Source organism: Pseudotamlana agarivorans (assembly GCF_001642835.1).
Lineage (GTDB): Bacteria > Bacteroidota > Bacteroidia > Flavobacteriales > Flavobacteriaceae > Pseudotamlana > Pseudotamlana agarivorans.
The window spans coordinates 67,028-90,287 of record NZ_LXEI01000009.1 but is presented as its reverse complement, the minus strand read 5'-3'; the positions used below and the strand labels follow the sequence as shown (position 1 = coordinate 90,287).

Genomic DNA, 23,260 nt, shown 5'->3' with positions numbered 1-23,260 from the left:
CATTACAACCCTTTGGGGTTGCTAATTACATATTCTTCGGGCATTATTTGTGATTTAAAAAATCACATCATTTCAATTATTATTTTTAATTATCAATTCATTAAAAAATGAAGGTTTTAAAATTTGGGGGAACTTCTGTAGGTTCTTCAAAAAACATAAATAAAGTTATAAGTATATTAGAAAACTACGGTAAAAGTGACACGGTAATATGTGTAGTTTCAGCCGTTGGAGGTATAACCGACAAATTACTTTTAGCTGGAAAGCAAGCACAAAATAAAGAACAGGTATTTTTAAATACTTTTAATGATATCAAAGAAAAACATATCGATATTGTTAAAACGCTAAATCCTGAAAACAGTGCATCTATTTTAAACGAGGTTGAAGAAAAACTTAACGGTTTAAAAAGTTTATTAGAAGGTATTTTCTTGATTAATGAATTATCTCCAAAAACATCAGACAAGCTGGTAAGTTACGGGGAACTATTGTCATCTTACATTATTGCTGAAACGATGAGAAACCGTGGTATTTCAGCTGAAAGAAAGAATTCACAAGAACTTATTGTAACCAATTCAAACTTCACAAAAGCTGAAGTAGATTATAAGGCTACAAACAAAAATATTCAAGATTACTTCAAATCTGATTCCAAAACAGTTACCATTTTACCTGGTTTTATTTCGAAATCTAAAACAGGAGAAATAACAACTTTAGGTCGTGGTGGATCTGATTTTACTGCTGCTATTGTTGCGGCGGCATTACAAGTAGAGCAGTTAGAAATTTGGACAGACGTGAGTGGTATGTACACGACCAATCCTAAATTGGTAAAACAGGCCTACCCTATCGATAAAATTTCATATCAAGAAGCCATGGAATTATCACATTTTGGAGCTAAGGTTTTATATCCGCCAACGGTGCAACCTGTATTGAGTTTAAGTATTCCAATTCATATTAAAAACACTTTAGAACCTGAAGCAGCAGGAACTATTATCTCTAATGATGAAGTAACTTCAACAAAACCGGTAAAAGGGATTAGTAATATTAGCAACATCGCCTTACTTACTTTAGAAGGTAGCGGTATGGTTGGTATTCCTGGTTTTTCAAAACGTTTGTTTGAAACCTTATCACAGGAAAAAATTAATATCATCATGATTACTCAGGCTTCTTCTGAACATTCTATTTGTTTAGGAATTGAAGAGAAAGATGCTGAAAATGCCAAAGTAGCTATTGATGCCGTTTTTGAAAATGAAATCGCTCTAAACAAAATTGAACCTATCATTATAGAAACTGGTTTATCTATTATCGCTCTTGTGGGGGATAATATGAAAAATCACCAAGGCATTAGTGGTAAAATGTTTAGCAGCTTAGGAAAAAATAACGTGAACGTTAGAGCTATTGCTCAAGGGGCTTCAGAAAAAAATATCACGGCTGTTATTGCTGAAAAAGATGTTAAAAAGGCATTAAATACGCTTCATGAACAGTTTTTCGAGTCTAAAACAAAGCAACTTAATGTGTTTATTACAGGTGTTGGAAATGTTGGAGAGCGTTTGGTAGAGCAAATTCATCAGCAAAAGAAATTCCTTAAAGACAACTTAAAAATAAAAATGCGTGTTGTTGGTTTATCGAACTCTAGAAAAATGATTTTTGCTGAAGAAGGTATCGATTTAACCGACTGGAAAGCACAATTAGAAGAAGGTGAAGCTGCAACTTTACAAGGTTTCTTTGAAAAAACTAAAAGTTTGAATTTACGCAACAGTATTTTTGTTGATGTGACTGCGAATAAAAATGTAGCCGACCTTTATGCTCAGTATTTAAGAGAAAGTATTGGTGTGGTTGCTTGTAATAAAATTGCTTGTTCTAGTGATTTTGAAAACTATAAATTACTAAAACGTTTATCTCTAAAATATAATGCACCATTATTGTTTGAAACCAATGTGGGTGCTGGATTACCAATTATTGATACCCTAAATAATTTGGTAGCTTCAGGAGATAAAATACATTCTATTCAGGCCGTTTTATCGGGAAGTTTGAATTTTGTATTTAATAATTTTAATGATCAAACGAAATTCTATGATGTGGTTAAGCAAGCTGGAGCTGAAGGCTATACCGAACCAGATCCTAGAATTGATTTAAGTGGTGTTGATGTAGCTCGTAAAATCTTAATACTTGCTAGAGAAAGTGGTGTTGAGATGAATTTAGATGACATCGAAAACAAATCATTTTTATCTGAAGCTGGATTAAAAAGTGATACGGTTGATGATTTCTATGAAACTTTAATTGCTGATGAAGCACATTACCAGAGTTTATATGCTTCCGCGAAAGCGAATAATTGTCAGTTAAAATACGTAGCAAAATTCGATCAAGGAAAAGCAAGTGTAAGTTTACAAGAAATCCCAGAAGGGCATCCTTTTTATAACTTAGAGGGAAGTGATAATATTGTGATGTTCTACACGCAACGTTACCCTAAAAACCCTATGATTATTAAAGGAGCTGGTGCTGGAGCCGACGTAACGGCCTCAGGATTATTTGCCGATATAATTAGAATTGCAAACGACTAAATCATGTTACATAAAAAAGATTCTTGTTTTTGTTCTAGCGCCCCAGAGGGTTATTTGCTAGACAGTATGAACGAAATAAAAATATTTTCGCCGGCAACGGTTGCTAATGTGGCTTGTGGGTTTGATGTATTGGGCTTTTGCTTAGACAGCGTTGGCGACGAAATGGTGATAAGAAAGGTTGAGAAAAAAGGCATTCATATTACCCATATAGAAGGTTTTGATTTACCTAAAGAAGCCGAATTAAACGTAGCAGGTGTATCCGCTTTAGCGATGTATAATACCTTATGTATTAATTATGGTTTTGAAATTGAAATATACAAAAACATAAAACCAGGAAGTGGTATTGGAAGCAGTGCGGCAAGTGCCGTGGGGAGTGTTTTTGGTATGAATGAGCTTCTTGGAAGACCATTTAATAAAACAGAGCTTACGGAGTTTGCTATTAAAGGAGAAGCTTTAGCTAGTAAATGTGAGCATGCCGATAACTTAGCCCCTGCCCTTTTTGGTGGTTTTACATTAGTTAAAAGTGTATCGCCTTTACAAATTCTAGAGATTCCAACACCGGATGATCTTTATGCGACGATTATTCATCCGCAGATAGAAATTAAAACTTCTGAATCTAGAGCCATTTTACCAAAAGAAGTGGCTTTATCTGATGCCATTACACAATGGGCAAATGTTGGAAGTTTGGTACATGCATTACACACAAGCAATTACGATTTGATTCAAGATGCGCTCCACGATGTAATTGTCGAGCCTCATAGAAGTCAGTTAATTCCGCATTTTAGCGAGGTAAAAGCAGAAGTTTTAAAAGCTGGTGCATTGGGTTGCGGTATTTCAGGTTCTGGTCCTTCAATTTTTACCTTAAATAAAGGTTTGGAAACGGCTAATAAAGTTAAAGAAGCGATGGAAAATGTGTACGCAAAAACAGATATTGCTTTTGAAGTTCACGTTTCGAAGATAAATACTAAGGGTGTGAAAGCCATATATTAAGGTTAAAATAGCTATACTGCAATTTCTAAAAATACTGAGAAATTACAGCATAAAGATTACTAATAATTAATAAACAGATTCCTGCCTTCGCAGGAATGACAAACAATGAACTATTACTCACTAAACCATAAAGCCCCGAATACAACTTTTGAAAATGCTGTTGTAAAAGGTTTGGCTCCAGATAAAGGCTTATATTTTCCTGAAAGCATTACGCCATTACCAAAATCGTTTTTTGAAAATATTGATAATTTATCAAATACAGAAATTGCTTTTGAAGCGATTAAACAATTTGTTTCACCAGAAATTCCTAAGGATGTCTTAAAAACTATTGTTGAAGAGACCTTATCTTTCGATTTTCCTGTTGTTAAGCTGAATGAAAACATTTCAACTCTAGAATTGTTTCACGGACCAACCATGGCATTTAAAGATGTGGGAGCACGCTTTATGGCACGTTGTTTAGGTTATTTTAACAAGGATAACAGCAATGAAGTTACTGTTTTGGTTGCGACTTCTGGAGATACTGGAGGTGCTGTAGCCAACGGTTTCCTTGGAGTAAAAGGGGTTAATGTAGTGATCTTATACCCTAGCGGAAAAGTGAGTGACATACAGGAAAAACAACTTACCACGCTTGGTCAGAATATCAAAGCTTTAGAAGTTAACGGTACTTTTGACGACTGTCAGGCTATGGTTAAAGAAGCTTTTTTAGATGAAAGTTTAACGAGTAAAATGCAGTTAACTTCTGCAAATTCTATAAACGTTGCACGTTGGTTGCCACAATTATTCTATTTTATGTTTGCTTACAAGCAATTACATAACAAGTATGAGGATATTGTATTTTCTGTACCTAGTGGAAACTTCGGAAATGTATGTGCTGGCATGATGGCGCAACAACTAGGTTTACCAATTAAACATTTTGTAGCCTCAAACAATGAAAATAATGTGGTAACTCGTTATTTGGAATCTGAATTATACGAGCCAAAACCTTCAGTGCAAACCATTAGTAATGCTATGGATGTGGGGGCACCAAGTAACTTTATTCGTATTCAGGAAATATATAAAAATAACTTCGAAAGTTTAAAAAACAATGTGTCTTCTTATAGTTTTTCAGATGATGAAACTAGAGAAGCTATGTTAGAAATTTATAATAACTACAACTATGTAGCCGATCCGCATGGCGCTGTGGGGTATTTAGGTTGTAAATCACATTTAAAAAACAATCCTGAAGCGCATTGTGTATTTCTAGAAACGGCTCACCCAACAAAATTCTTGGATGTTGTAGAAGATGTTATTAAAGAAGAACAGCCTTTACCTGAGCAGATCCAAGCCGTAATGGGTAAAGAGAAAGAAGCTTCTTTAATTTCTAGTTACGAAGACTTAAAAACGTTTCTTTTAAAGAGATAACAGTATATAAAATAAAAAGGCTGTGTTAATGGTTTAATCAATCGTCATTCTGTGCTTGACACAGAATCTCATGATATTGGAATTCAATTATTATGAGAATCTGAAATAAATTCAGATTGACGTAAATTCAACTTTTAAGACAGTCTTTTTTTAATAGCTTAATTTTCAATATTCAGTTACCGACCCCCAATTTTCTCCTGATTTTATACGGTAAAGTTGCATTTCAGAGATTCCAAATTGTTTGGCAATCATTTTCAATCGCGTTCTTCTATTAGGATCATTTATTTTGCGTTTAATTAACCGCACTCTGGTTTCTGTCAGTTTTGAGTAAGTTCTTTTCCTAGGTTTATTTTTATATTCCGGATTACTGAATTGATGCGTTTCTTTTTCTCTTTTGGTTGCCCATCTTAAATTGTCAACATGATTGTCTGTTTTGTCATAATTTAAATGGATCACATAAATACCATCATTCTGTTCAAGGAAATGTTCTGCTACAAGTTTATGAACATATCTACTGGTCCATTTCCTTTTTTCCTTCAATTTTAAACGTATAGCTTCATAACCATTAACTAGTGATTTCTTTTGCTCGATATCTTCATCTCCTTTACAGTTCAAAATTCGACCGTAATTGGAAATCTTGTATTTCTCTTGATCAGAGATTTTATCGTCAAACACAATCTCTTTCCATGCTTCTTTCCAGTAGTTTCTAATCATTTTTCTGCAATTTTATCAAAAATACTAAAACTATTGGGTTAAACCTCTAATTTTCACTAGTTTGACTATAAAAATTTCAAAAGAGATAAGTGAAATTTCGTTTTTCAAAAAAATTGTAAAAATTTTCACCTCAAAAAAATGAAATGCTTTAGGAGTCAATATGTTAAGATTCTAGTTCAAAAAGTTATTTCCAAAGCCACCATTCTGCTTTAAATCCGAAATAATACCCCCATTGCTTTTCTCCTGCAAATTGTAAATAAGGTGAGTACAACGTCTCCTTTGCAAAATCGTTATAGTAAGCTAGAGAAGCTACAAAACGTAAATGTGGTCTCGCCCAGAAGTCGCGTTGTCCTGTAGGTACTAAAACAGGTGCAAAACTTAACTTAGTCATGCTTGCATAAGGATTAGTACCGTCTTTACGCTGTGAATAATGCAATTCGGCTAATAAAAGAAAATAATCTTTTAAATAGAATTGGTGTCGTGTTCCTACGGTAAAGTCGATCTTTTTATTATAAACCTCCTGCTCAAAATAGGTTGGTGCAAGATTATTGGATGCAGCACCACCTTTGCTATTTGTATAAATGACATAAGCATTTAAAGTGTAATTATCGGAAAAATTAAATACTGAATGGTTTACTAGAGCCACCGAATAGGCGTTTTTGTACCGTAATGTATTTTCATCAGGAGCCCCAAAAGTAAGCCAGGTTTTAGATAAACCGCCATCACCGCCATTAGCAATACCGCCGCCGTACCTTAATGTAAAATCATTAAATGAACCTGGCATCAATTTTTTTAAGTTACGGTGATATCGAACCCCTAAAACATATCCATAATCGGTTGGGAAGTTTTCGGCATCTGAAACATCAGGATTAGCATCTTCAGGAATGGTGTGGTCCTCACCTTCTTCCATGTGATGATATTCTGCTAGGGCCGTAATACTATTGTTTTCATCGATATCAAAATCGTGTTCACCAACAAACACGGTGCGTTGTCTTAATGCTGCGCTTGGCGTACCCGTTTTAAAATTGAGATAAAAATATGGTGGTAAGATTGAAGTAGTATCTACGGAAGCGACAAAAATAGTTGATAATCGACTCTTCTTATATTCTACACCAACCCCTTGTCCGGAGTGATCATTAAAATAAAAGTGATCGGCAATATGGGCATCAGGACCACGATAAAACCGAGAACCAATCCAAATATTTAGCCCAGAGCCTCTAATATTTCTAGCTTCGGCATAAATTTCTGGCATGGCAAAAGTTAAGCCCCCAACACTACTAGTGGTTGAGTTTCCAATGGTAGTTAAGCTTGTAGAATAAACTGCTAAACGTATTTGAACATGTATTTCTGTAGAGTCTCCTTTTTGAGGGTTGAAGGTTAAATTTGGGGCTAATTCTAAATAATCTTGTTCTTCCAATCGACCTCCGATACTTCCCATATTGTTAAGGTTTAATTTGCGTCCCACAGCGCCACCATTATCGAAGGACCAACCTACACCTACCCGACCATAAGATCCAATATTTAGATTCTTACTTTTGGCATACTCATAATTAATTTGAGAAAAACCATTAAAACTGGAGATAAAAAAAAGGAACATTAAAAATGAACTTCCAAAAAAACAATTGTTTTTTCTTCTTGCTGAGGGTAGTTTTTTGCTCATTTATTAGGTTGGTTTCTAACAAATATACAAGGAAACTTACTGATTAACAATGTGTTTTTTTAATAAATCTCTTACAATAGTAGCGGAATTTGTTTAAAGTATTCTTCGAATATCTTATTAAATACATTACTCCAATGATTTAATAATCAATATGATGTATGGATTTTTAAGAAACCGCTTCTTTCGAGTAATTTTTTAAAATTTCAAATAAGTCTTGTTTACTAAATGGCTTAGAAAGAATATCATCAAAACCTAGGCTATCTAATTTGGAAATAAACTCTGTACTCGGAATATTAGCTGTAAAGGCAACAACATTAATATTAGGTCGCAGCTTTTTAATATGTTTAATAGCTTTAAAACCATTCATTTTAGGCATTTCAAGATCCAACAGCACTAAATTTATTTTTTTATGCTCTTTAATAGATTCAATGGCTTCAATACCGTTGTTGGCTTCATGAATTTTTAAAACATGTTTTTCTAGTAGCTTTTTGGCATACATCATACTTACCATGTTGTCCTCAACCAATAGAACATTTAGTTTTAATAAAAAGTCATCATTAAAAGCATCTTCAAATTTTGAAGTTTTAGAAGTTAAAATACCGCGCTCTAAATTTAATGGAAATTGAAAACGAGTTCCTTTCTTTAAAACACTCTCTATTTGTATCTCAGAGCCCATGGCTTTAATTATGGATTGAGAAATTGACAATCCTAAACCAGTACCACCATAAACCGGATTCTTTTCATTTTTAATTTGATGAAAACTCTCAAATACCTTTTTTAAATTTTTCGGTGCAATTCCCATACCTGTATCTTGCACCATAAACTGTATACTTACCTTATCTTCCTCGGTATTATTTATTTGAGCAGAAAAGGTAATGCTACCTTGTTCTGTAAACTTTATAGCATTAGAAATAAGATTGTAAATAACCTGTGCTAACCTTTTTTCATCAATATTAACAACTAAATCTTTCAATTTAGGATCGATATAGGAATGTAACTCTAAATTTTTTTCTTCGGCTTTATTAATAAAAGGAACGGTGATTTTGGATAGGAAATCAAATAATACTTTGGGTTCATAGGATAATTCAAATAGCCCTGATTCAATTTTATGCATGTCTAACATGTCGTTAACCAACAATAGCATATTGTTATTACAATGATCTAAAATTTCAAAATAACGCTTGTTTTTAACCTCTTCCGATTCATTATCTAGAATAAGTTTTGTAACACCATTAATACTGTTTATTTGTGTTCGCAATTCGTGTCCTAAATTAGATAGCACTCGGGTTCGTCTGTCTTTTTCGCTTTCAGCATTGATTTTATCGAATGATATTTTATTTATAACCGATTTATTATAACTCAGTGCTTGCAGTGAAAACACCATCATCACACCAAAATTTACAGCCGAATTTAACATAAAACGATAATGAATTTGCTCCTCAGTTAAGTCTTTGTAATACTCCGAATACATTGGTGAAACTAAAAAGGTAAGCAGTATAAAAGCCAAAATTATGGCGTACAATGTACTGGTGTGTTTTTTAAAATAAACCTCCCTTCGAATAACATAAGGCAATGAAAAAAGGAGTCCGAATTGAAACCAATAATAACCAGCCATAATTCCCTCCAAGTAGGTCAATCCTAAAGTTGCAGAGCCTAAACAAACAAAAACGAAGTAAGGTCCGAAAAGGTAATTACGCTTAACTACAAAAGCATATATACTTAATGAAAATCCTAAAAGTGGTAACAGCATGAGTATGAAAGACTCGATATAGCCATTTTTATAACTCAAATAAGCATAATATAAATTAAATAGAATAGCAGCGATATAAACATTCATTGCTAATCTAAATGAAGTTTTCTGTAAAAGTTCTTTAAAGTTAAGGGTTCTAAGTGGCTGTGTCATTGAGAGTTTAAGAGAAATCAAATGTAATAATTATTATATTTTATTGATTCATAATGGACTTTTCTTTTTGTTAAAAATTTTAAAGGATAATTTCATTAAAACAAATAAACCTCTTAAAATCTTATGAAAAAGCTAAACAACGGATATATTATAAATAAATAATGGACATGCTTTTGATTCAATTCATATTTGAAATTCATTTTTTATAATCCCTTTTTACGCCTTTATTTAACGCTATTTAACAATTCATTCAATCTTTAAACCAGATTAATTTCTATACTTTTGTGCTGCATATAAAACTAAAACAATGAAAAATACAGCCTTAACAGAAACTCATACATCCCTTGGAGCTAAAATGGTTCCTTTTGCAGGATATAACATGCCCGTACAATATGAAGGGGTAAATATAGAACACGAAACCGTTAGAAAAGGTGTTGGTGTTTTTGATGTCTCTCATATGGGTGAATTTCTTATTGAAGGTGAAAATGCATTAGATTTAATACAAAAAGTATCTAGTAATGATGCTTCAAAATTAACGATAGGAAAAGCACAGTATAGCTGTTTGCCTAACGATGATGGTGGTATTGTAGATGATTTAATCATATATAAAATTAAAGATGAAACTTACTTGTTAGTAGTAAATGCAAGTAATATTGATAAAGATTGGGATTGGATTCAATCTAAAAATGATGTTGGAGCCAATATGCGTAATTTAAGTGACGACTACTCTTTGTTAGCCATACAAGGACCAAAAGCTATTGAAGCTATGCAAAGTATTACAAGTCATGATTTAGCAGCTATTAAATTTTACAATTTTGTTGTTGGTGATTTTGCTGGTATTGAGAATGTTATCATTTCGGCAACAGGATATACTGGTAGTGGCGGATTTGAGATCTACTGTAAAAACAGTGAAGTTAAGCAAGTTTGGGATAAAGTATTTGAGGCTGGAGCAGATTATGGCATTAAACCTATTGGTTTAGCAGCGCGTGATACGTTGCGTTTAGAAATGGGTTATTGTTTATATGGCAATGATATTGACGATACCACCTCTCCTATTGAAGCTGGATTAGGTTGGATTACAAAATTCACTAAAGATTTTACAAATTCTGAAGCCTTAAAAGCCGAAAAAGAACAGGGTCCTAAAAGAAAACTTATTGCTTTTGAATTGGATGAAAGAGGTATTCCACGTCATGGTTATGATATTGTGGATTCAGAAGGATCTGTAATTGGTAAGGTAACTTCGGGAACTATGTCACCAAGTTTAGGAAAAGGTATCGGTTTAGGGTATGTTCCTACGGAATTAGCAGGTGTCGATAGTAAAATTAGTGTTCAGATTAGAAAAAATGCAGTGCCTGCAACAGTTGTTAAATTGCCATTTTATAAATAATAATGGTTGATTTTCAAGCCATTTTAAATAGTATATATCAAGATGCTAGAGCAGTTAAGGATAAAGGTGTTGTAGCATCTTATATCCCGGAATTAGCTCATGTAGATCCTGAAGCTTTTGGAATTCATTTACGGACTTCCGAAGGTGAAAATTATGGTGTTGGCGATTTCGACAAATTGTTTTCAATTCAGAGTATCTCTAAAGTTTTTGCCTTATCTAAAGCCATGGCCTTAATAGGTGATGCTATTTGGAAACGTGTCGATGTTGAACCTAGCGGAAATCCGTATAACTTTTTGGCTTTATTAGAGATCGAAAACGGTATTCCTAGAAATCCGTTTATAAATTCTGGAGCTATTGTAATAGCCGATATTTTGCTTTCTAACTTAAAAAATCCGAAAGCAGATTTTTTAAATTATGTACGAGAGCTCGCTGGTGATTCTTCTATCAATTATAATGAGGAGGTTGCCTATTCTGAAAAGATTACTGGTTTTAAAAATTACGCCTCGGCAAACCTTTTGAAATCGTTTAATAATTTAGAAAACCCAGTAGATGCTGTTCTAGATTTCTATTTTCATCAATGCGCTATCGAAATGACTTGTAGTCAGCTGTCAAAAGCCTTTTATTTATTTGCAAATAAAGGCAGTTGTATGCAGCAAAAACAACATATTAGCAACCAGCAAGTTAAACGTATTAATGCATTAATGTTAACTTGTGGGTTTTATGATGAAGCTGGAGAATTTGCTTTTGAGGTGGGTTTACCAGGAAAAAGTGGTGTTGGCGGAGGCATCGTAGCCTTACTACCCGATCAATTTATTGTGAGTGTTTGGTCTCCCGGATTAAACAAAAAAGGCAACTCAAAATTAGGTATGCATGCTTTAGAGCAGTTTACTACAAAAGCAAAATTATCTATATTTTAGGTTGCTCCAAAGTGCCCTTGTTATATGATTGAACGAGAAAACAAACATACTATTTTAATTTTAGGAGCTAGTGGTTTTCTTGGTGGTGCACTTTACAAAGAGCTCTGCTCCTATTTTAGAACGTTTGGCACCTATAATATTAGTAACCGTGCTCTAGAAAAAAACAAACATTTTTTTCAATATAATTTTGAAGAGGATGATATCTATGAAATATTAGAAATTGTAAAGCCTACCATTATCATTTCTGCCCTTCGTGGTGATTTTTCAAAGCAAGTTTTACTTCATCAACATCTAGCCGATTATGTGCTTATAGAAAAAATAAAGCTTATATTTTTGTCTTCTGCCAATGTTTTCGATGCCTATAGCAAATACCCAAGTTACGAGTTAGATAAAACTTATAGCAATAGTATTTTCGGACATTTTAAAATTAAAATTGAAAACATGCTGCTGCGTTTGCCTAAAAAGCAAATCGTTATTATTAGACTCCCCATGGTTTTCGGAGCACAATCGCCAAGAATACAAGAAATTCTTCATTTCTTAAAAGCAAAAGAGCCTATTGAAGTATTTCCAAATTTGGTTATGAATGTTTCTAGCGATTCCAAAATGACGCAGCAAATTCATTATATCATCAACCGTAATAAATATGGTGTTTTTCATTTGGGAAGTGAAGATTTAGTGCATCATGACGATTTCATTAAGGAAATTATAGCCTCCTACGATTTAGAGCAAAAAGCCATTTTTAAACAGGTTTACACGACTAATGATGAACGTTATTTGGCTGTTTTACCAAAATTCAATAAGCTTCCGAAACATTTACAGTTAAAAAGCGAGGATATTTTAAGTGATTTGAAATTATAGTTGATAAGCCCCATACAATTCCTTAAATTGTCATTAAACTTTAAAAAGACATAAAATCATGAGTAAACTTTCTGAACAAGACATCGAAAAAAAATTATTACAATTTCCAGATTGGGATTATTATGATGATGCCATTCATAGTGAATTTGAATTTGAAAATTTCAAAGACTGCTTTAGTGCCATGAGCCGTATTGCTTTCGAATGTGAAGCACTAAACCATCACCCCAATTGGACAAATGTATACAATGTGCTTACAATCTCATTATCAACACATAGTGAAAATGGCGTTACAGAAAAAGATTTTAAGTTGGCCAAAGCCATTGAATTTATAGTAGAACCAGAAGAAGATTAATACTATTTATTTGTTTTTGATTTGAAGGTTTTTAAATTTGTCAAATCATTTAATTTAATACAATTGCTGCCACAAGTAGCATAACACATATAATTATGGGAAGAGCTTTTGAGTTTAGAAAAGCAAGAAAGATGAAACGTTGGTCTGCCATGAGTAAAGCATTCACTCGTATTGGCAAAGATATTGTGATGGCTGTAAAAGAAGGTGGCCCAGATCCAGATAGTAACTCGCGTTTACGTGCTGTGATCCAAAATGCAAAGGCTGTTAACATGCCTAAAGACAATGTGGAGCGTGCCATAAAACGTGCTAGCGACAAAAGTCAAGGTGATTACAAAGAGGTTATCTTTGAAGGTTATGCACCACATGGTGTGGCTGTTTTAGTTGAAACTGCAACCGATAATAATACCAGAACAGTAGCAAATGTTAGAAGTTATTTTAATAAATGTGATGGCAGCTTAGGGACTTCAGGATCTGTTGTTTTTATGTTTGATCACACTTGTAATTTTAGAATTAACGCTGAAGGACTTGATCCAGAAGAATTAGAGTTAGAGTTTATAGATTTTGGTGCAGAAGAAGTTTTTGCTGATGAAGACGGTATTTTAATTTACGCCCCTTTTGAAAGTTTTGGTGCTATTCAATCGGAATTAGAAAGCAGAGGTATTGAAATTTTATCTTCTGGGTTTGAACGTATTCCGCAGGTTACTAAACCTTTAACTCCGGAACAAGCCGCCGATGTAGAAAAGCTATTGGAAAAACTCGACGATGACGATGACGTTCAAAATGTTTATCATACGATGGAAGAAAGTGCAGAATAAAAAATTAAAAAAAGAGAGCTCAAAAAGCTCTCTTTTTTATTTGGGAAAATTACTGATTCAAAACTTCTCCATAGTTTTAATTTTATAAGAAATTTCTATAAAATCATTTTCTTGATTTTACTGAGTTTGTCTGTTTTTATTAGTATTTTAGTAGTTATAACTAACTAAACAACGATATGATTCTCCTTACCAACAGAATCATATAAACTATTTCTTGAAACTAACAAAAACTACTAAACAACAATGAAGTACGTATCTAAAGTAATTAAATGGGGCATTATAGGATGCGGTAATGTCACAGAAGTTAAAAGTGGTCCTGCTTATAAAATAACATGTGGGTTTACGATTTCTGCCGTAATGAGGCGCGATGCTAAAAAGGTAAAAGATTATGCAAAACGTCATCAAATTGATACTTATTACACAGATGCCGATCAACTTATTAATGATCCCAATGTAGATGCTGTTTACATTGCCACACCACCCGATAGTCATAAATATTATGCGTTAAAAGTAGCAGCTGCAGGAAAACCATGCTGTATTGAAAAACCTTTATCTCCAAGTTACGCTGACAGCCTTGAGGTTTATAATGCATTTAAAGACAAAAACATCCCCTTATTCGTTGCCTATTATAGACGTTCTTTACCTAGATTTTTAAAAATTAAATCTTGGATAGATACCGGACTAATTGGTCAAGTTAGACATATCTCATCCCATTTGAGTAAACCACCAAGCGAAAAAGATTTATCAAAGGCATACAATTGGAGAACCGATGCTAAAATTGCTCCAGGTGGTTATTTTGATGATTTGGCAAGTCATGAATTGGATTTATTTACTTATTACTTCGGCAATATTAAAGATGCCCATGGGGTAAGTGTTAATCAACAAAATTTATATTCTGCAAAGGATGCCGTTACTGCAAGTTGGGTACATGAAAATGGTGTAACAGGGTCTGGAACATGGAATTTTGGATGTAGCGAACACTTAGATAAAGTAATTATTTATGGTTCTAAAGGCACCATTAAATTTTCTGTATTTCACGATAACTCTATTGTGCTTAAATGTGAAGACAGAAGAAAAGAAGTGTATATTGAAAACCCAAACCATATTCAATTTCCTCATGTTGAAAACATGAGATTCTATTTTGACGACCCAGCTCAAACACATCCTTCAACTGGAGAAACAGCATTACATACCAGTTGGGTTATGGATAAAATATTAGGACAGATTTAATGTTTATTTTTTACATAAATCAATTTAAAACGACCATTCGTTTGATCGCGTTGTTCTAACTCAAATTGATCTAAAGATTTAAAAAGTGGTGTTAATTTTTGAAAACCAAAATTACGGGAATCAAAATTAGGCTGCTTTTTAATGATTAAAGAACCTACATCACCAAGAAAAGCCCAGCCATCGTCATCTGCACAATCATCTACAGCATGAGATAAAAACTGAATAACTTTAGGTGTAATATTGTAAAGGTTTTCTTTTGATTTAGTAGAACCATCAACTTGTTTAGGACTTGTTGTCTCCTTCTTTAAAATTTCAAGGTAAATAAATTTATCACAGGCTACGATAAAGGGATCAGGTGTTTTCTTTTCTCCCATGCCATAAACCACTAAACCTGCTTCACGCAATCGTGTGGCTAGTTTTGTGAAATCACTATCTGAAGAAACTAGGCAAAAACCATTTACTTTTTCTGAATAGAGAATATCCATGGCATCAATAATCATAGCCGAATCTGTAGCATTTTTTCCTGTGGTATACCCATACTGTTGTATAGGTGTTATAGCGTTTTCTAATAAAACGTTTTTCCATTTGGCTAAATAAGGCTTTGTCCAGTCCCCATAAATTCTTTTTATGGTAGGTGTTCCATATTTAGTGATTTCTTCCATCATTTCTGAAATATACTTGGCAGGGATATTATCGCCGTCAATTAATACGGCTATTTTAGTGTCTTTTATCATATTTTTTAAAAATAAACAAAATCGTAACCATTATCACGATTTTGCCTTTTAATATTTTTTAACTTTTTTTTATTATTTAAAAATTTATAACTAATTACATTTATAGCGACTAATTCAAATTTTATTCATACATAATCATTAATTTAAACCATGAGTTTACCAAAAAAAACCTTTAGACTTGTCTGTCTACTGTTTCTTTCTTTGTTGATTTTTTCGCCTCAAAATGCTGAAGCACAAAGAAAAAACAAGAAAAAAAAGAAAGACAAAACCGAAACCGAAGCGCCATCTTCAGAAAAAAAATCAAAAGAAAAATCTATTGCAGATTTAACCAAATCTAGTAAAAAATCGGAAGGTTTATTTACTATATACCAAGATTCCATAACGGGTTCTATAAAAATGCTGATTTCAGAGGACCAAATTGGAAAGGAATTTATTTATTTCAGCCAGATTGCCGATGGGGTTATGGATGCTGGAAGAATAAATAGAGGATCCTACAAAGGTTCAAAAGTATTTAAAATTGAGAAATATTTTAATAAGATAGAATTCGTAACTCAAAATACCTCTTTCTACTTCGATCCGGAAAGTCCACTTTCAAAATCTGAAAATGCTAACATTAGTAACGGTACTATGGCAAGCATTAAAGTAGAAAGCTACGATAAAGACAAAGGATTGTATTTAATTGATGCTAACGAACTATTTCTAGACGAGACCTTAGCCCAAATTAAACCTGCAGCACGCCCTGGACAATCTCCTACAGCTTTTAAACTTGGAAAATTAAGTAAGGATAAAAGTAAAATTAATGCTATTAAGAATTATCCTGAAAACACTGATGTCGCTATCGAATACGTATACTCCTCACCTTCCGTATTAAACAATGGTTCTGATGCTGTTGCCGATGGTAGAAATGTGAGTATTAAAATATATCATAGTTTTATTGCAATGCCTGAAAATAATTACCAACCTCGCTTTGACGACCCGAGAGTTGGTTATTTTTTAACTGAAGTTAATGATCAAACTGCTACAAATTCTACACCTTTTAGAGATTTAATACACAGATGGGATTTACAAAAGAAAAACCCTGAATTAGCGTTATCTGAACCTGTTGAACCAATTACTTGGTGGATTGAGAATTCTACGCCATTAGAGTGGCGTGAAACCATTAAAGAAGGTGTATTACAGTGGAATGTTGCTTTCGAAAAAGCAGGATTTAAAAACGCTATGGTTGTTAAAGTACAACCTGATGATGCCGAATGGGATGCTGGAGATATTCGATATAATGTTTTACGTTGGACGTCTTCTCCTAAACCACCCTTTGGAGGTTATGGACCAAGTTTTGTAAACCCTAGAACAGGACAAATTTTAGGAGCTGATATCATGCTGGAATTTGTACATTTCACAAACCGTGTATTCTATGATAAAGTTTATAACCTTGCTACTCCTGAAAAAGCTTATAATGCCGATGATCATGAGTTTGAAGAAGAAAGTATGCATTCTTGTGCTTTTGCCGACACCATGCATAATGAATTTATGATTGCTAATGCTGTGGCTGAAGCTAATGGTGCTTCAGATTTAGAGCTTGAAGGCATTAAAAAGGAGTCTATGTTAGCGCTTATCATGCATGAAATTGGACATACCTTAGGTTTAAATCATAACATGAAAGCAAGTCAGTTATTTTCTCCAGAACAACTTGCAGATGCTGAATTTATAAAAGGAAAATGTTTAACAGGATCTGTTATGGATTATGCTGCTTTAAACATAACAAGAGATCGTAGTAAACAAGGGCAGTATAGTGATGTTGCTGTAGGACCATACGATGTATGGGCTGTACAATTTGGTTACACACCGTTTAAAACCGCTAAAGAGCGTCACGATTTATTAAATGAATCGACTAAACCAGAACTTATTTTTGGAAATGACGCTGATGATATGCGTGCACCAGGAAAAGCTATTGATCCTCGTGTTATGATTGGCGACCTCTCTAACGATGCTATTAGTTATTCTATCGACCGTATTGAATTATCTAATGATTTGATGAAAACAGTAAAACATAATTTTACAAAGACTGATGAATCTTACCAAGAACTTCGTCGTGTTTACTATCTATTAAGTGGACAAAAATCGACTGCTGCAGGTGTTATTTCTAGATATATTGGTGGGGTTTATGTAGATCGTGCTATGGCAGGACAAGAAGGCGGTACACAGCCTTATACTCCCGTATCCTATGAAGATCAAAAAAGAGCTATGAAAGCTTTAAGTGATTATGTATTTGCTCCAGATGCTTTTACTGCACCAAACGATTTGTATAATTATTTAGCCATGCAACGACGTGGTTTCAATTTTAGAGAACCCGAAGACCCTAAAATTCACGAGCAAATATTAACTTATCAAAAGAATGTATTAACACACCTTTTACATCCACATACGTTACAACGCATTTCAGACTCCGAACTTTATGGTAATACATATAAATTGTCGGCTGTAATGAGTGATTTAAATAATGCTATTTTTAAATCGGATATCAGTGGTAATGTAAATTCATTCAGACAAAATTTACAGTTGGAATACACCCAAATGTTAATAGATATGTTGACAGGTAAACAAAGTGGTAGATATACTAACAATGCGAAATCTATGGCACTATACAACTTAAAAAATATTAGAAATTGGTCTGCACCTTCAGGTGATGTTTCTTCGAAAGCACATAAGCAACACCTAAAAACTTTAATAGACAATGCGACTAAAGAAGTGAAATAGTAGATAAAAATATATCACAAAAAAGCCACACATGTCGTGTGGCTTTTTTTTTGTTTACTACTTAAAATTACAACATTCTCCAAGCTGTGCTCGACTCGGTATCTCATCACATCAAAACTTTAGGTTATAAGGATCTGAAAAAATTATGATTAACACATAATGCAGTTTTAGTGTTAATTACTTGTTTTTTAGTAGTTTGCGTTGCTTTTGTGAAAGCCTTAGTTTAGATAGGTGTTTTGCTTTAAAATAATTTAAAAGGAATAATTCAACTAAGAATACTCTGAAATTTTCCCTTTCACATTTTCAAAAAAACTATAAATATATTTGAAATCAGCTTCCATATCATGTGTGGGATAAAAAGGCTCGGAAACTAAGTTTTGTTTGTTTTCGTAATCCAAGGTAAACATGATAATAGGTACATTGGCTTTTTTAGCGATATAGTAAAATCCTGTGCGGTATTTTTCAACTTTTTTACGTGTCCCTTCTGGAGCTAAAGCAATTCTAAACTCATCAGTTTCATCAAAAAGTTTAGCAATAGCATCGACCTTGTTTTCATTTTCATGACGGTTAATAGGACGCCCACCAAGCCATCTTAAAAACCAACCTAATGGAAACACAAACAATTCCTTTTTCCCTATAAAATGACTTTTAAGCTGTACTGAAGCTCGCATTAAAACACCAATGTAAAAGTCATGCCAACTAGTATGAGGTGCTGCTATAATAATGGCTTTCTTTACGGTATTTTTAGAGAAGTCTGTATTACCAACAATACGCCAGCCCAACCATTTAAAATAAATTAATTTAGCTAGCCGCTGCATGGTTTACATTTTTTGATAAAGTGCTTTTAACTTGTCTCGGGTAATAATTTTTTTCCAGTTTTTACCAACGGCATTTTCCCAAAGCGGTTCAAGTCCTAATGCCACGTTAATCATGATTTCAAATTCTTCATCGGTTAATTGAGCACATATGCTTTGAGGGAGCTCAATACCATGCAATGCTTTCATCTTTTTAAATAAAGCAACACCTTCTGGGTAAAATTCTTCCAAATGATCAAAAACAATACAATTCCCAATACCGTGCTTAGTCCCTAATAAATAAGACAAGCCATAACTCATGGCGTGTGCTACTCCAACTTGGGAATACGCGATACTCATACCTCCGTGCCATGAAGCCATCATAAGGTTTTCTTGAGCTTCAATGTTGGATGGGCCTATATTATCCTCCAGAAATATTTCCTTGCATAAGTCTAAAGCTTTTTCACCATAACTTTTACTGAAAGCATTTAAATAAGAACCATTTAATGATTCAATACAGTGAATATAACAGTCCATACCCGTATAAAACCATTGGTCTTTTGGTACATCTTTAGTAAGTTCGGAGTCTAACACCACTTGATCAAATGGTGTGAAATCTGAATTTATGCCCAGTTTTTTTTCTGGCCCTGTTAAAACAGTTGTTCTAGATACCTCTGCCCCTGTTCCAGAAATGGTTGGAATTCCAACATGGTAGATAGCTGGATTTTTCACTAAATCCCAGCCTTGATAATCTTTAGACTCACCTTCGTTGGTTATCATAATGGAAACAGCCTTTGCTAAATCCAAAACAGAGCCTCCTCCAATACCAATAATTCCTGAAGGACGTGCTTTTGTTTTTAAAATGATGTCTTCAACAAGTTCATCCACTTGAGTTGTTTTTGGCTCTTCTTTGGTAGATACAAAAATTATTTTATCGTCGTAAGACAAAGAAATTCTTGAAGTTAACCAAGTAGTGTTCTTAAAAACATCATCAACTAAATAGATAAATGGAGCGTTTATACTTTGGCGCTTTGGCGCTAAAATGTCGTTCAATTGATTAAAACTACCTCTACCAAAAATAACTCTTGGTACCATTGGAAAGTTCTTATAACTCATTTAATAGGTTTCTTTTTAGAATTGACAAAAATACTATAATTTTAAATTCTAAGGGTTCAAATTTAGTTTAAATAATAGACAACGTCTACTTGAAAATGGTGCGTCAAATCAATTAAAAAATTTTATTTTAAAAGTTTTAAAACATCCCTTATATTTTCTATGGTATGGTAAGATTTACCGTTTTTTTCCTTTTCTTCTACCTCTTCATGTGCCCAAGTGGTATGGAATGGCACATGAATCGCTTGAGCACCAATGTTTACTAAGGGTAAAACATCAGATTTCAAAGAATTTCCAATCATTAAAAATTCTGAAGAATCTACTTTTAAATGCTTCAATAATTTTGAATAATTGTTTTCTTTTTTATCACTTAACACCTCAATATGATGAAAATATGGGCTTAATTTCGACCTTTCTAATTTTCGTTCTTGATCCAGTAAATCACCTTTGGTAGCTAAAATAAGTCGGTATTTTTTTGATAAAACCTCCAAGACCTCCTCAACACCATCTAACACTTCTACAGGTTGATTTAACATGGTTTTCCCAATATTTAAAATGGCTTCAATCGTTTTTGGAGAGACATTTTTATTCGATAAGTCTAAAGCACATTCTACCATAGAAAGCGTGAATGCTTTTACTCCATAGCCATACAGACCAAGGTTACCGATTTCCATTTTAAATAACTCTTGGTCTATTTTATTAGGTGTCTCGTATTTGCTTAAAAGTTTAGAAAATTCTGCTTCCGCATCTCGGAAATAGGTTTCGTTAACCCATAAGGTGTCATCGGCATCAAAACCAATAACTTTTATGTTTTCGTAGTCTACCATATTTTTTTGGCACGTTCTAAATCTTCAGGAGTATCGATTTCAACACCTTCAACATCCGTTTCTACCATTTTTATACGTTTTCCATATTCCAAGTAGCGAATACATTCAATTTTTTCTGAAGCTTCTAAAGGCAACATTGGAAGTCTATAAAAATCTAAAATAGCTTCTTTTCTAAAGGCGTAAACGCCCTTATGTTTAAAGTATTTCGCACCCGCTTCCTTATCACGTAAATAAGGAATAGGACTTCTAGAGAAGTACAAAGCAAAATTGAATTTATCGACAATAACTTTTACGGTATTCGGATTTTGAATTTCCTCTTCATTAGTGATATGAACCATTAAAGAAGCTAAATCGATATTTTTATCAGTGTCCGTTTTAAAAACTTCAATAAGTTTACTTAAGGATTCTTTATCTGTAAACGGCTCGTCACCTTGTACATTAATGACAATATCAACATCCATAAACTCAACAGCTTCAGCAATGCGATCGCTTCCACAATCGTGTTCTTTTTTACTCATCATCGCTTTTCCGCCATTATTTACAATTTCTTGATAAATAATATCGCTATCGGTAACCACAAACACATCGTCAAACAAGCCAGTTGCTACTGTGGCCTCGTAAGTACGAAGGATAACCGTTTTACCACCAAGATCTTGCATAAGTTTTCCCGGAAAACGCGAAGCCGCATATCGGGCAGGAATCATTGAAATTATTTTCACAAGTTTAATTTTTAAAATTTGTTAATAGCCATCTAAATTCAAATCAAAAGTACTTAATTTTAAAGCTATTCTTCAAAAAAATCATCTTTAAAACCTATGAGGTATAATTTTTCTTTAGCTCTTGTAACCGCGGTATAAAGCCATCTCAAATAATCTTTATCGATACCATTCGGTAAATAAGGCTGCTCCACAAAAACAGTATCCCATTGCCCACCCTGAGATTTATGGCAGGTTATCGCATAGGAAAACTTTACTTGTAAAGCGTTAAAATGCTTAGAAGCTTTAACTTTTAAAAACTTTTTATAGTTACTCCCCTCGTTTTCAAAATCTTTAAGTACTTCTTGATATAAACGGTTAGAGTCTTCGTAGGTTAGTGACGGACTTTCAGCCTCAATAGTATCTAGAAGTAATACGGTTTCAATGGGAGCCATTTTAGGATAATCGACCATTCGTACTTTAACTTCAGCAAAACGAAATCCGTAAAGTTCTTCAATTTTAAAAATTTCTAAAACTTCAATAATATCGCCATTCGCAATAAATCCAGCTTCTGTAGTGGGTTTAATCCAGAAATAATTGTTTTTAACAACCATTAAAAAATCTCCTGCAGACAATTCATTTTCGTTAAATAAAATTCGACTTCTAATTTGTTGGTTGTATAAATTAGCACGTTTATTACTTCTTACAATAATTGCTGTTTCTTCATTACCTAACTCGCTATAAGCGTCGTTAATGGCTTCCATAATTTCATAACCATCAATCAACCTTATAACATCTTTAAAAGGTGCAATATCAAATTTAAAACTGTCAAAAAAGCTACTTGCTAAGGTTTCTCTTAACACCGTCGCATTAACGAGAATACCAGAATCTTGTTCCTGACGTACAACTTCATCCAGTTCCATTCTTGTGACTTCCTTATTGTAATTTAAAGCCAAGTTATTTTCATCTAACGCCGGGCTAACATCAACTTTTACCGGAGGTAACTGTGCGGTATCACCTATTAAAAGTAATTTACACTGATGTCCAGAATACACATATTGGATCAAGTCGTCTAATAAAGAGCCGTTTTCCATAAATTTAGATTCTCCAGGTGTGTCTGGAATCATCGACGCCTCATCTACTATAAAAATGGTGTTTTTGTGCTTATTAGGCTGAAGAACGAACTTAACCCCTCCTCCCTTTTCTTTTTTAGGAAAATATATTTTTTTATGAATGGTAAAGGCTTCTTTTCCTGAGTAATTTGAGATGACTTTTGCAGCTCGACCCGTTGGTGCTAGTAAGACGGCGCTCTTTTTTACTTTCCATAAATTGGATACAATGGCGCCTACAATTGTTGTTTTTCCGGTTCCGGCATACCCTTTAAGCAAATAAAGCACATCTGTAGATTTATTTAAAATAAATTCAGAAAGTTGCTGTAGAACAATATTTTGTTTTAGCGTTGGTTGGAACGGAAACTGCTGTTTTATAAGCAAATAAAATTGAGAAGCATTCATTAAGGAAGGGGGCGCGTTTTTTTTTATTCAAAGATAGAAATGATTTTTAC

19 protein-coding genes are annotated in these 23,260 nt (G+C 33.5%); 10 read left to right on the top strand and 9 right to left on the bottom strand.

Going from position 1 to position 23,260, the window contains the following annotated elements:
• Nucleotides 1–107: 107 nt before the first annotated feature.
• The 3 genes from thrA to thrC all read left to right on the top strand — a co-directional run bounded on the left by thrA (nucleotide 108) and on the right by thrC (nucleotide 4,943).
• Entirely contained in the window at nucleotides 108–2,552 is a 2,445-nt protein-coding gene (gene thrA, locus A6I66_RS10945) for a bifunctional aspartate kinase/homoserine dehydrogenase I (protein WP_067149181.1), read from the top strand.
• 66 nt (nucleotides 2,553–2,618) lie between these two features.
• Nucleotides 2,619–3,542, top strand: a complete 924-nt coding sequence (locus A6I66_RS10940) for a homoserine kinase (protein ID WP_067149421.1) — start codon at nucleotides 2,619–2,621, stop codon at nucleotides 3,540–3,542.
• Between the two features lie 105 nt (nucleotides 3,543–3,647).
• Nucleotides 3,648–4,943, top strand: coding sequence for a threonine synthase (gene thrC / locus A6I66_RS10935; protein ID WP_067149177.1), 1,296 nt, complete (start codon nucleotides 3,648–3,650; stop codon nucleotides 4,941–4,943).
• A 165-nt stretch (nucleotides 4,944–5,108) separates the two neighbouring features.
• On the opposite strand, the gene A6I66_RS10930 is transcribed toward thrC, so the two are convergent.
• From A6I66_RS10930 to A6I66_RS10920, 3 genes are all read right to left on the bottom strand, one after another.
• A complete protein-coding gene (locus A6I66_RS10930; protein WP_067149174.1) occupies nucleotides 5,109–5,657 on the bottom strand; it encodes an HNH endonuclease in 549 nt (182 codons plus the stop codon).
• Between the two features lie 184 nt (nucleotides 5,658–5,841).
• A complete protein-coding gene (locus A6I66_RS10925) occupies nucleotides 5,842–7,254 on the bottom strand; it encodes a carbohydrate porin (RefSeq protein ID WP_067149419.1) in 1,413 nt (470 codons plus the stop codon).
• Nucleotides 7,255–7,483: 229 nt separating this feature from the next.
• Nucleotides 7,484–9,220, bottom strand: coding sequence for a hybrid sensor histidine kinase/response regulator (locus A6I66_RS10920; RefSeq protein ID WP_067149171.1), 1,737 nt, complete (start codon nucleotides 9,218–9,220; stop codon nucleotides 7,484–7,486).
• A gap of 307 nt (nucleotides 9,221–9,527) precedes the next feature.
• Here A6I66_RS10920 and gcvT point away from each other — a divergent pair, with 307 nt between their 5' ends.
• The 6 genes from gcvT to A6I66_RS10890 all read left to right on the top strand — a co-directional run bounded on the left by gcvT (nucleotide 9,528) and on the right by A6I66_RS10890 (nucleotide 14,779).
• Nucleotides 9,528–10,607, top strand: a complete 1,080-nt coding sequence (gene gcvT, locus A6I66_RS10915; RefSeq protein WP_067149168.1) for a glycine cleavage system aminomethyltransferase GcvT — start codon at nucleotides 9,528–9,530, stop codon at nucleotides 10,605–10,607.
• Nucleotides 10,608–10,609: 2 nt separating this feature from the next.
• Nucleotides 10,610–11,524: a glutaminase gene (locus tag A6I66_RS10910; protein WP_067149165.1), complete on the top strand. Its 915-nt coding sequence runs from the start codon at nucleotides 10,610–10,612 to the stop codon at nucleotides 11,522–11,524.
• A gap of 24 nt (nucleotides 11,525–11,548) precedes the next feature.
• Nucleotides 11,549–12,382 (top strand): sugar nucleotide-binding protein, encoded by an 834-nt coding sequence (locus A6I66_RS10905; protein WP_067149162.1) that lies wholly within the window; start codon nucleotides 11,549–11,551, stop codon nucleotides 12,380–12,382.
• Nucleotides 12,383–12,440: 58 nt separating this feature from the next.
• Complete coding sequence (locus A6I66_RS10900) at nucleotides 12,441–12,734, top strand: 4a-hydroxytetrahydrobiopterin dehydratase (protein WP_067149159.1); 294 nt, start codon at nucleotides 12,441–12,443, stop codon at nucleotides 12,732–12,734.
• Between the two features lie 95 nt (nucleotides 12,735–12,829).
• Nucleotides 12,830–13,549, top strand: coding sequence for a YebC/PmpR family DNA-binding transcriptional regulator (locus tag A6I66_RS10895; protein WP_067149156.1), 720 nt, complete (start codon nucleotides 12,830–12,832; stop codon nucleotides 13,547–13,549).
• Nucleotides 13,550–13,792: 243 nt separating this feature from the next.
• Complete coding sequence (locus tag A6I66_RS10890; RefSeq protein WP_067149153.1) at nucleotides 13,793–14,779, top strand: Gfo/Idh/MocA family protein; 987 nt, start codon at nucleotides 13,793–13,795, stop codon at nucleotides 14,777–14,779.
• Here the strand turns inward: A6I66_RS10890 and A6I66_RS10885 are convergent.
• A complete protein-coding gene (locus A6I66_RS10885; RefSeq protein ID WP_067149151.1) occupies nucleotides 14,776–15,513 on the bottom strand; it encodes an NYN domain-containing protein in 738 nt (245 codons plus the stop codon). The two genes, A6I66_RS10890 and A6I66_RS10885, sit on opposite strands and share 4 nt — an antisense overlap.
• Before the next feature lie 150 nt (nucleotides 15,514–15,663).
• On the opposite strand from A6I66_RS10885, the gene A6I66_RS10880 reads away from it, so the two are divergent.
• Complete coding sequence (locus tag A6I66_RS10880) at nucleotides 15,664–18,267, top strand: zinc-dependent metalloprotease (protein WP_067149148.1); 2,604 nt, start codon at nucleotides 15,664–15,666, stop codon at nucleotides 18,265–18,267.
• A 269-nt stretch (nucleotides 18,268–18,536) separates the two neighbouring features.
• Here the strand turns inward: A6I66_RS10880 and A6I66_RS10875 are convergent, their stop codons facing one another.
• The 5 genes from A6I66_RS10875 to A6I66_RS10855 all read right to left on the bottom strand — a co-directional run bounded on the left by A6I66_RS10875 (nucleotide 18,537) and on the right by A6I66_RS10855 (nucleotide 23,210).
• A complete protein-coding gene (locus A6I66_RS10875; protein WP_067149144.1) occupies nucleotides 18,537–19,085 on the bottom strand; it encodes a 1-acyl-sn-glycerol-3-phosphate acyltransferase in 549 nt (182 codons plus the stop codon).
• A 3-nt stretch (nucleotides 19,086–19,088) separates the two neighbouring features.
• Entirely contained in the window at nucleotides 19,089–20,177 is a 1,089-nt protein-coding gene (locus A6I66_RS10870) for an iron-containing alcohol dehydrogenase family protein (protein ID WP_067149141.1), read from the bottom strand.
• 122 nt (nucleotides 20,178–20,299) lie between these two features.
• The gene (locus A6I66_RS10865; RefSeq protein WP_067149138.1) at nucleotides 20,300–21,001 is read right to left on the bottom strand and encodes an HAD family hydrolase; all 702 of its coding nucleotides are present in this window, start codon (nucleotides 20,999–21,001) and stop codon (nucleotides 20,300–20,302) included.
• Nucleotides 20,995–21,705 (bottom strand): 3-deoxy-manno-octulosonate cytidylyltransferase, encoded by a 711-nt coding sequence (kdsB, locus tag A6I66_RS10860; protein ID WP_211267549.1) that lies wholly within the window; start codon nucleotides 21,703–21,705, stop codon nucleotides 20,995–20,997. The genes A6I66_RS10865 and kdsB overlap by 7 nt, the downstream gene beginning before the upstream one ends.
• Before the next feature lie 80 nt (nucleotides 21,706–21,785).
• Complete coding sequence (locus A6I66_RS10855) at nucleotides 21,786–23,210, bottom strand: ATP-dependent DNA helicase (protein ID WP_067149132.1); 1,425 nt, start codon at nucleotides 23,208–23,210, stop codon at nucleotides 21,786–21,788.
• Nucleotides 23,211–23,260 lie beyond the last annotated feature (50 nt).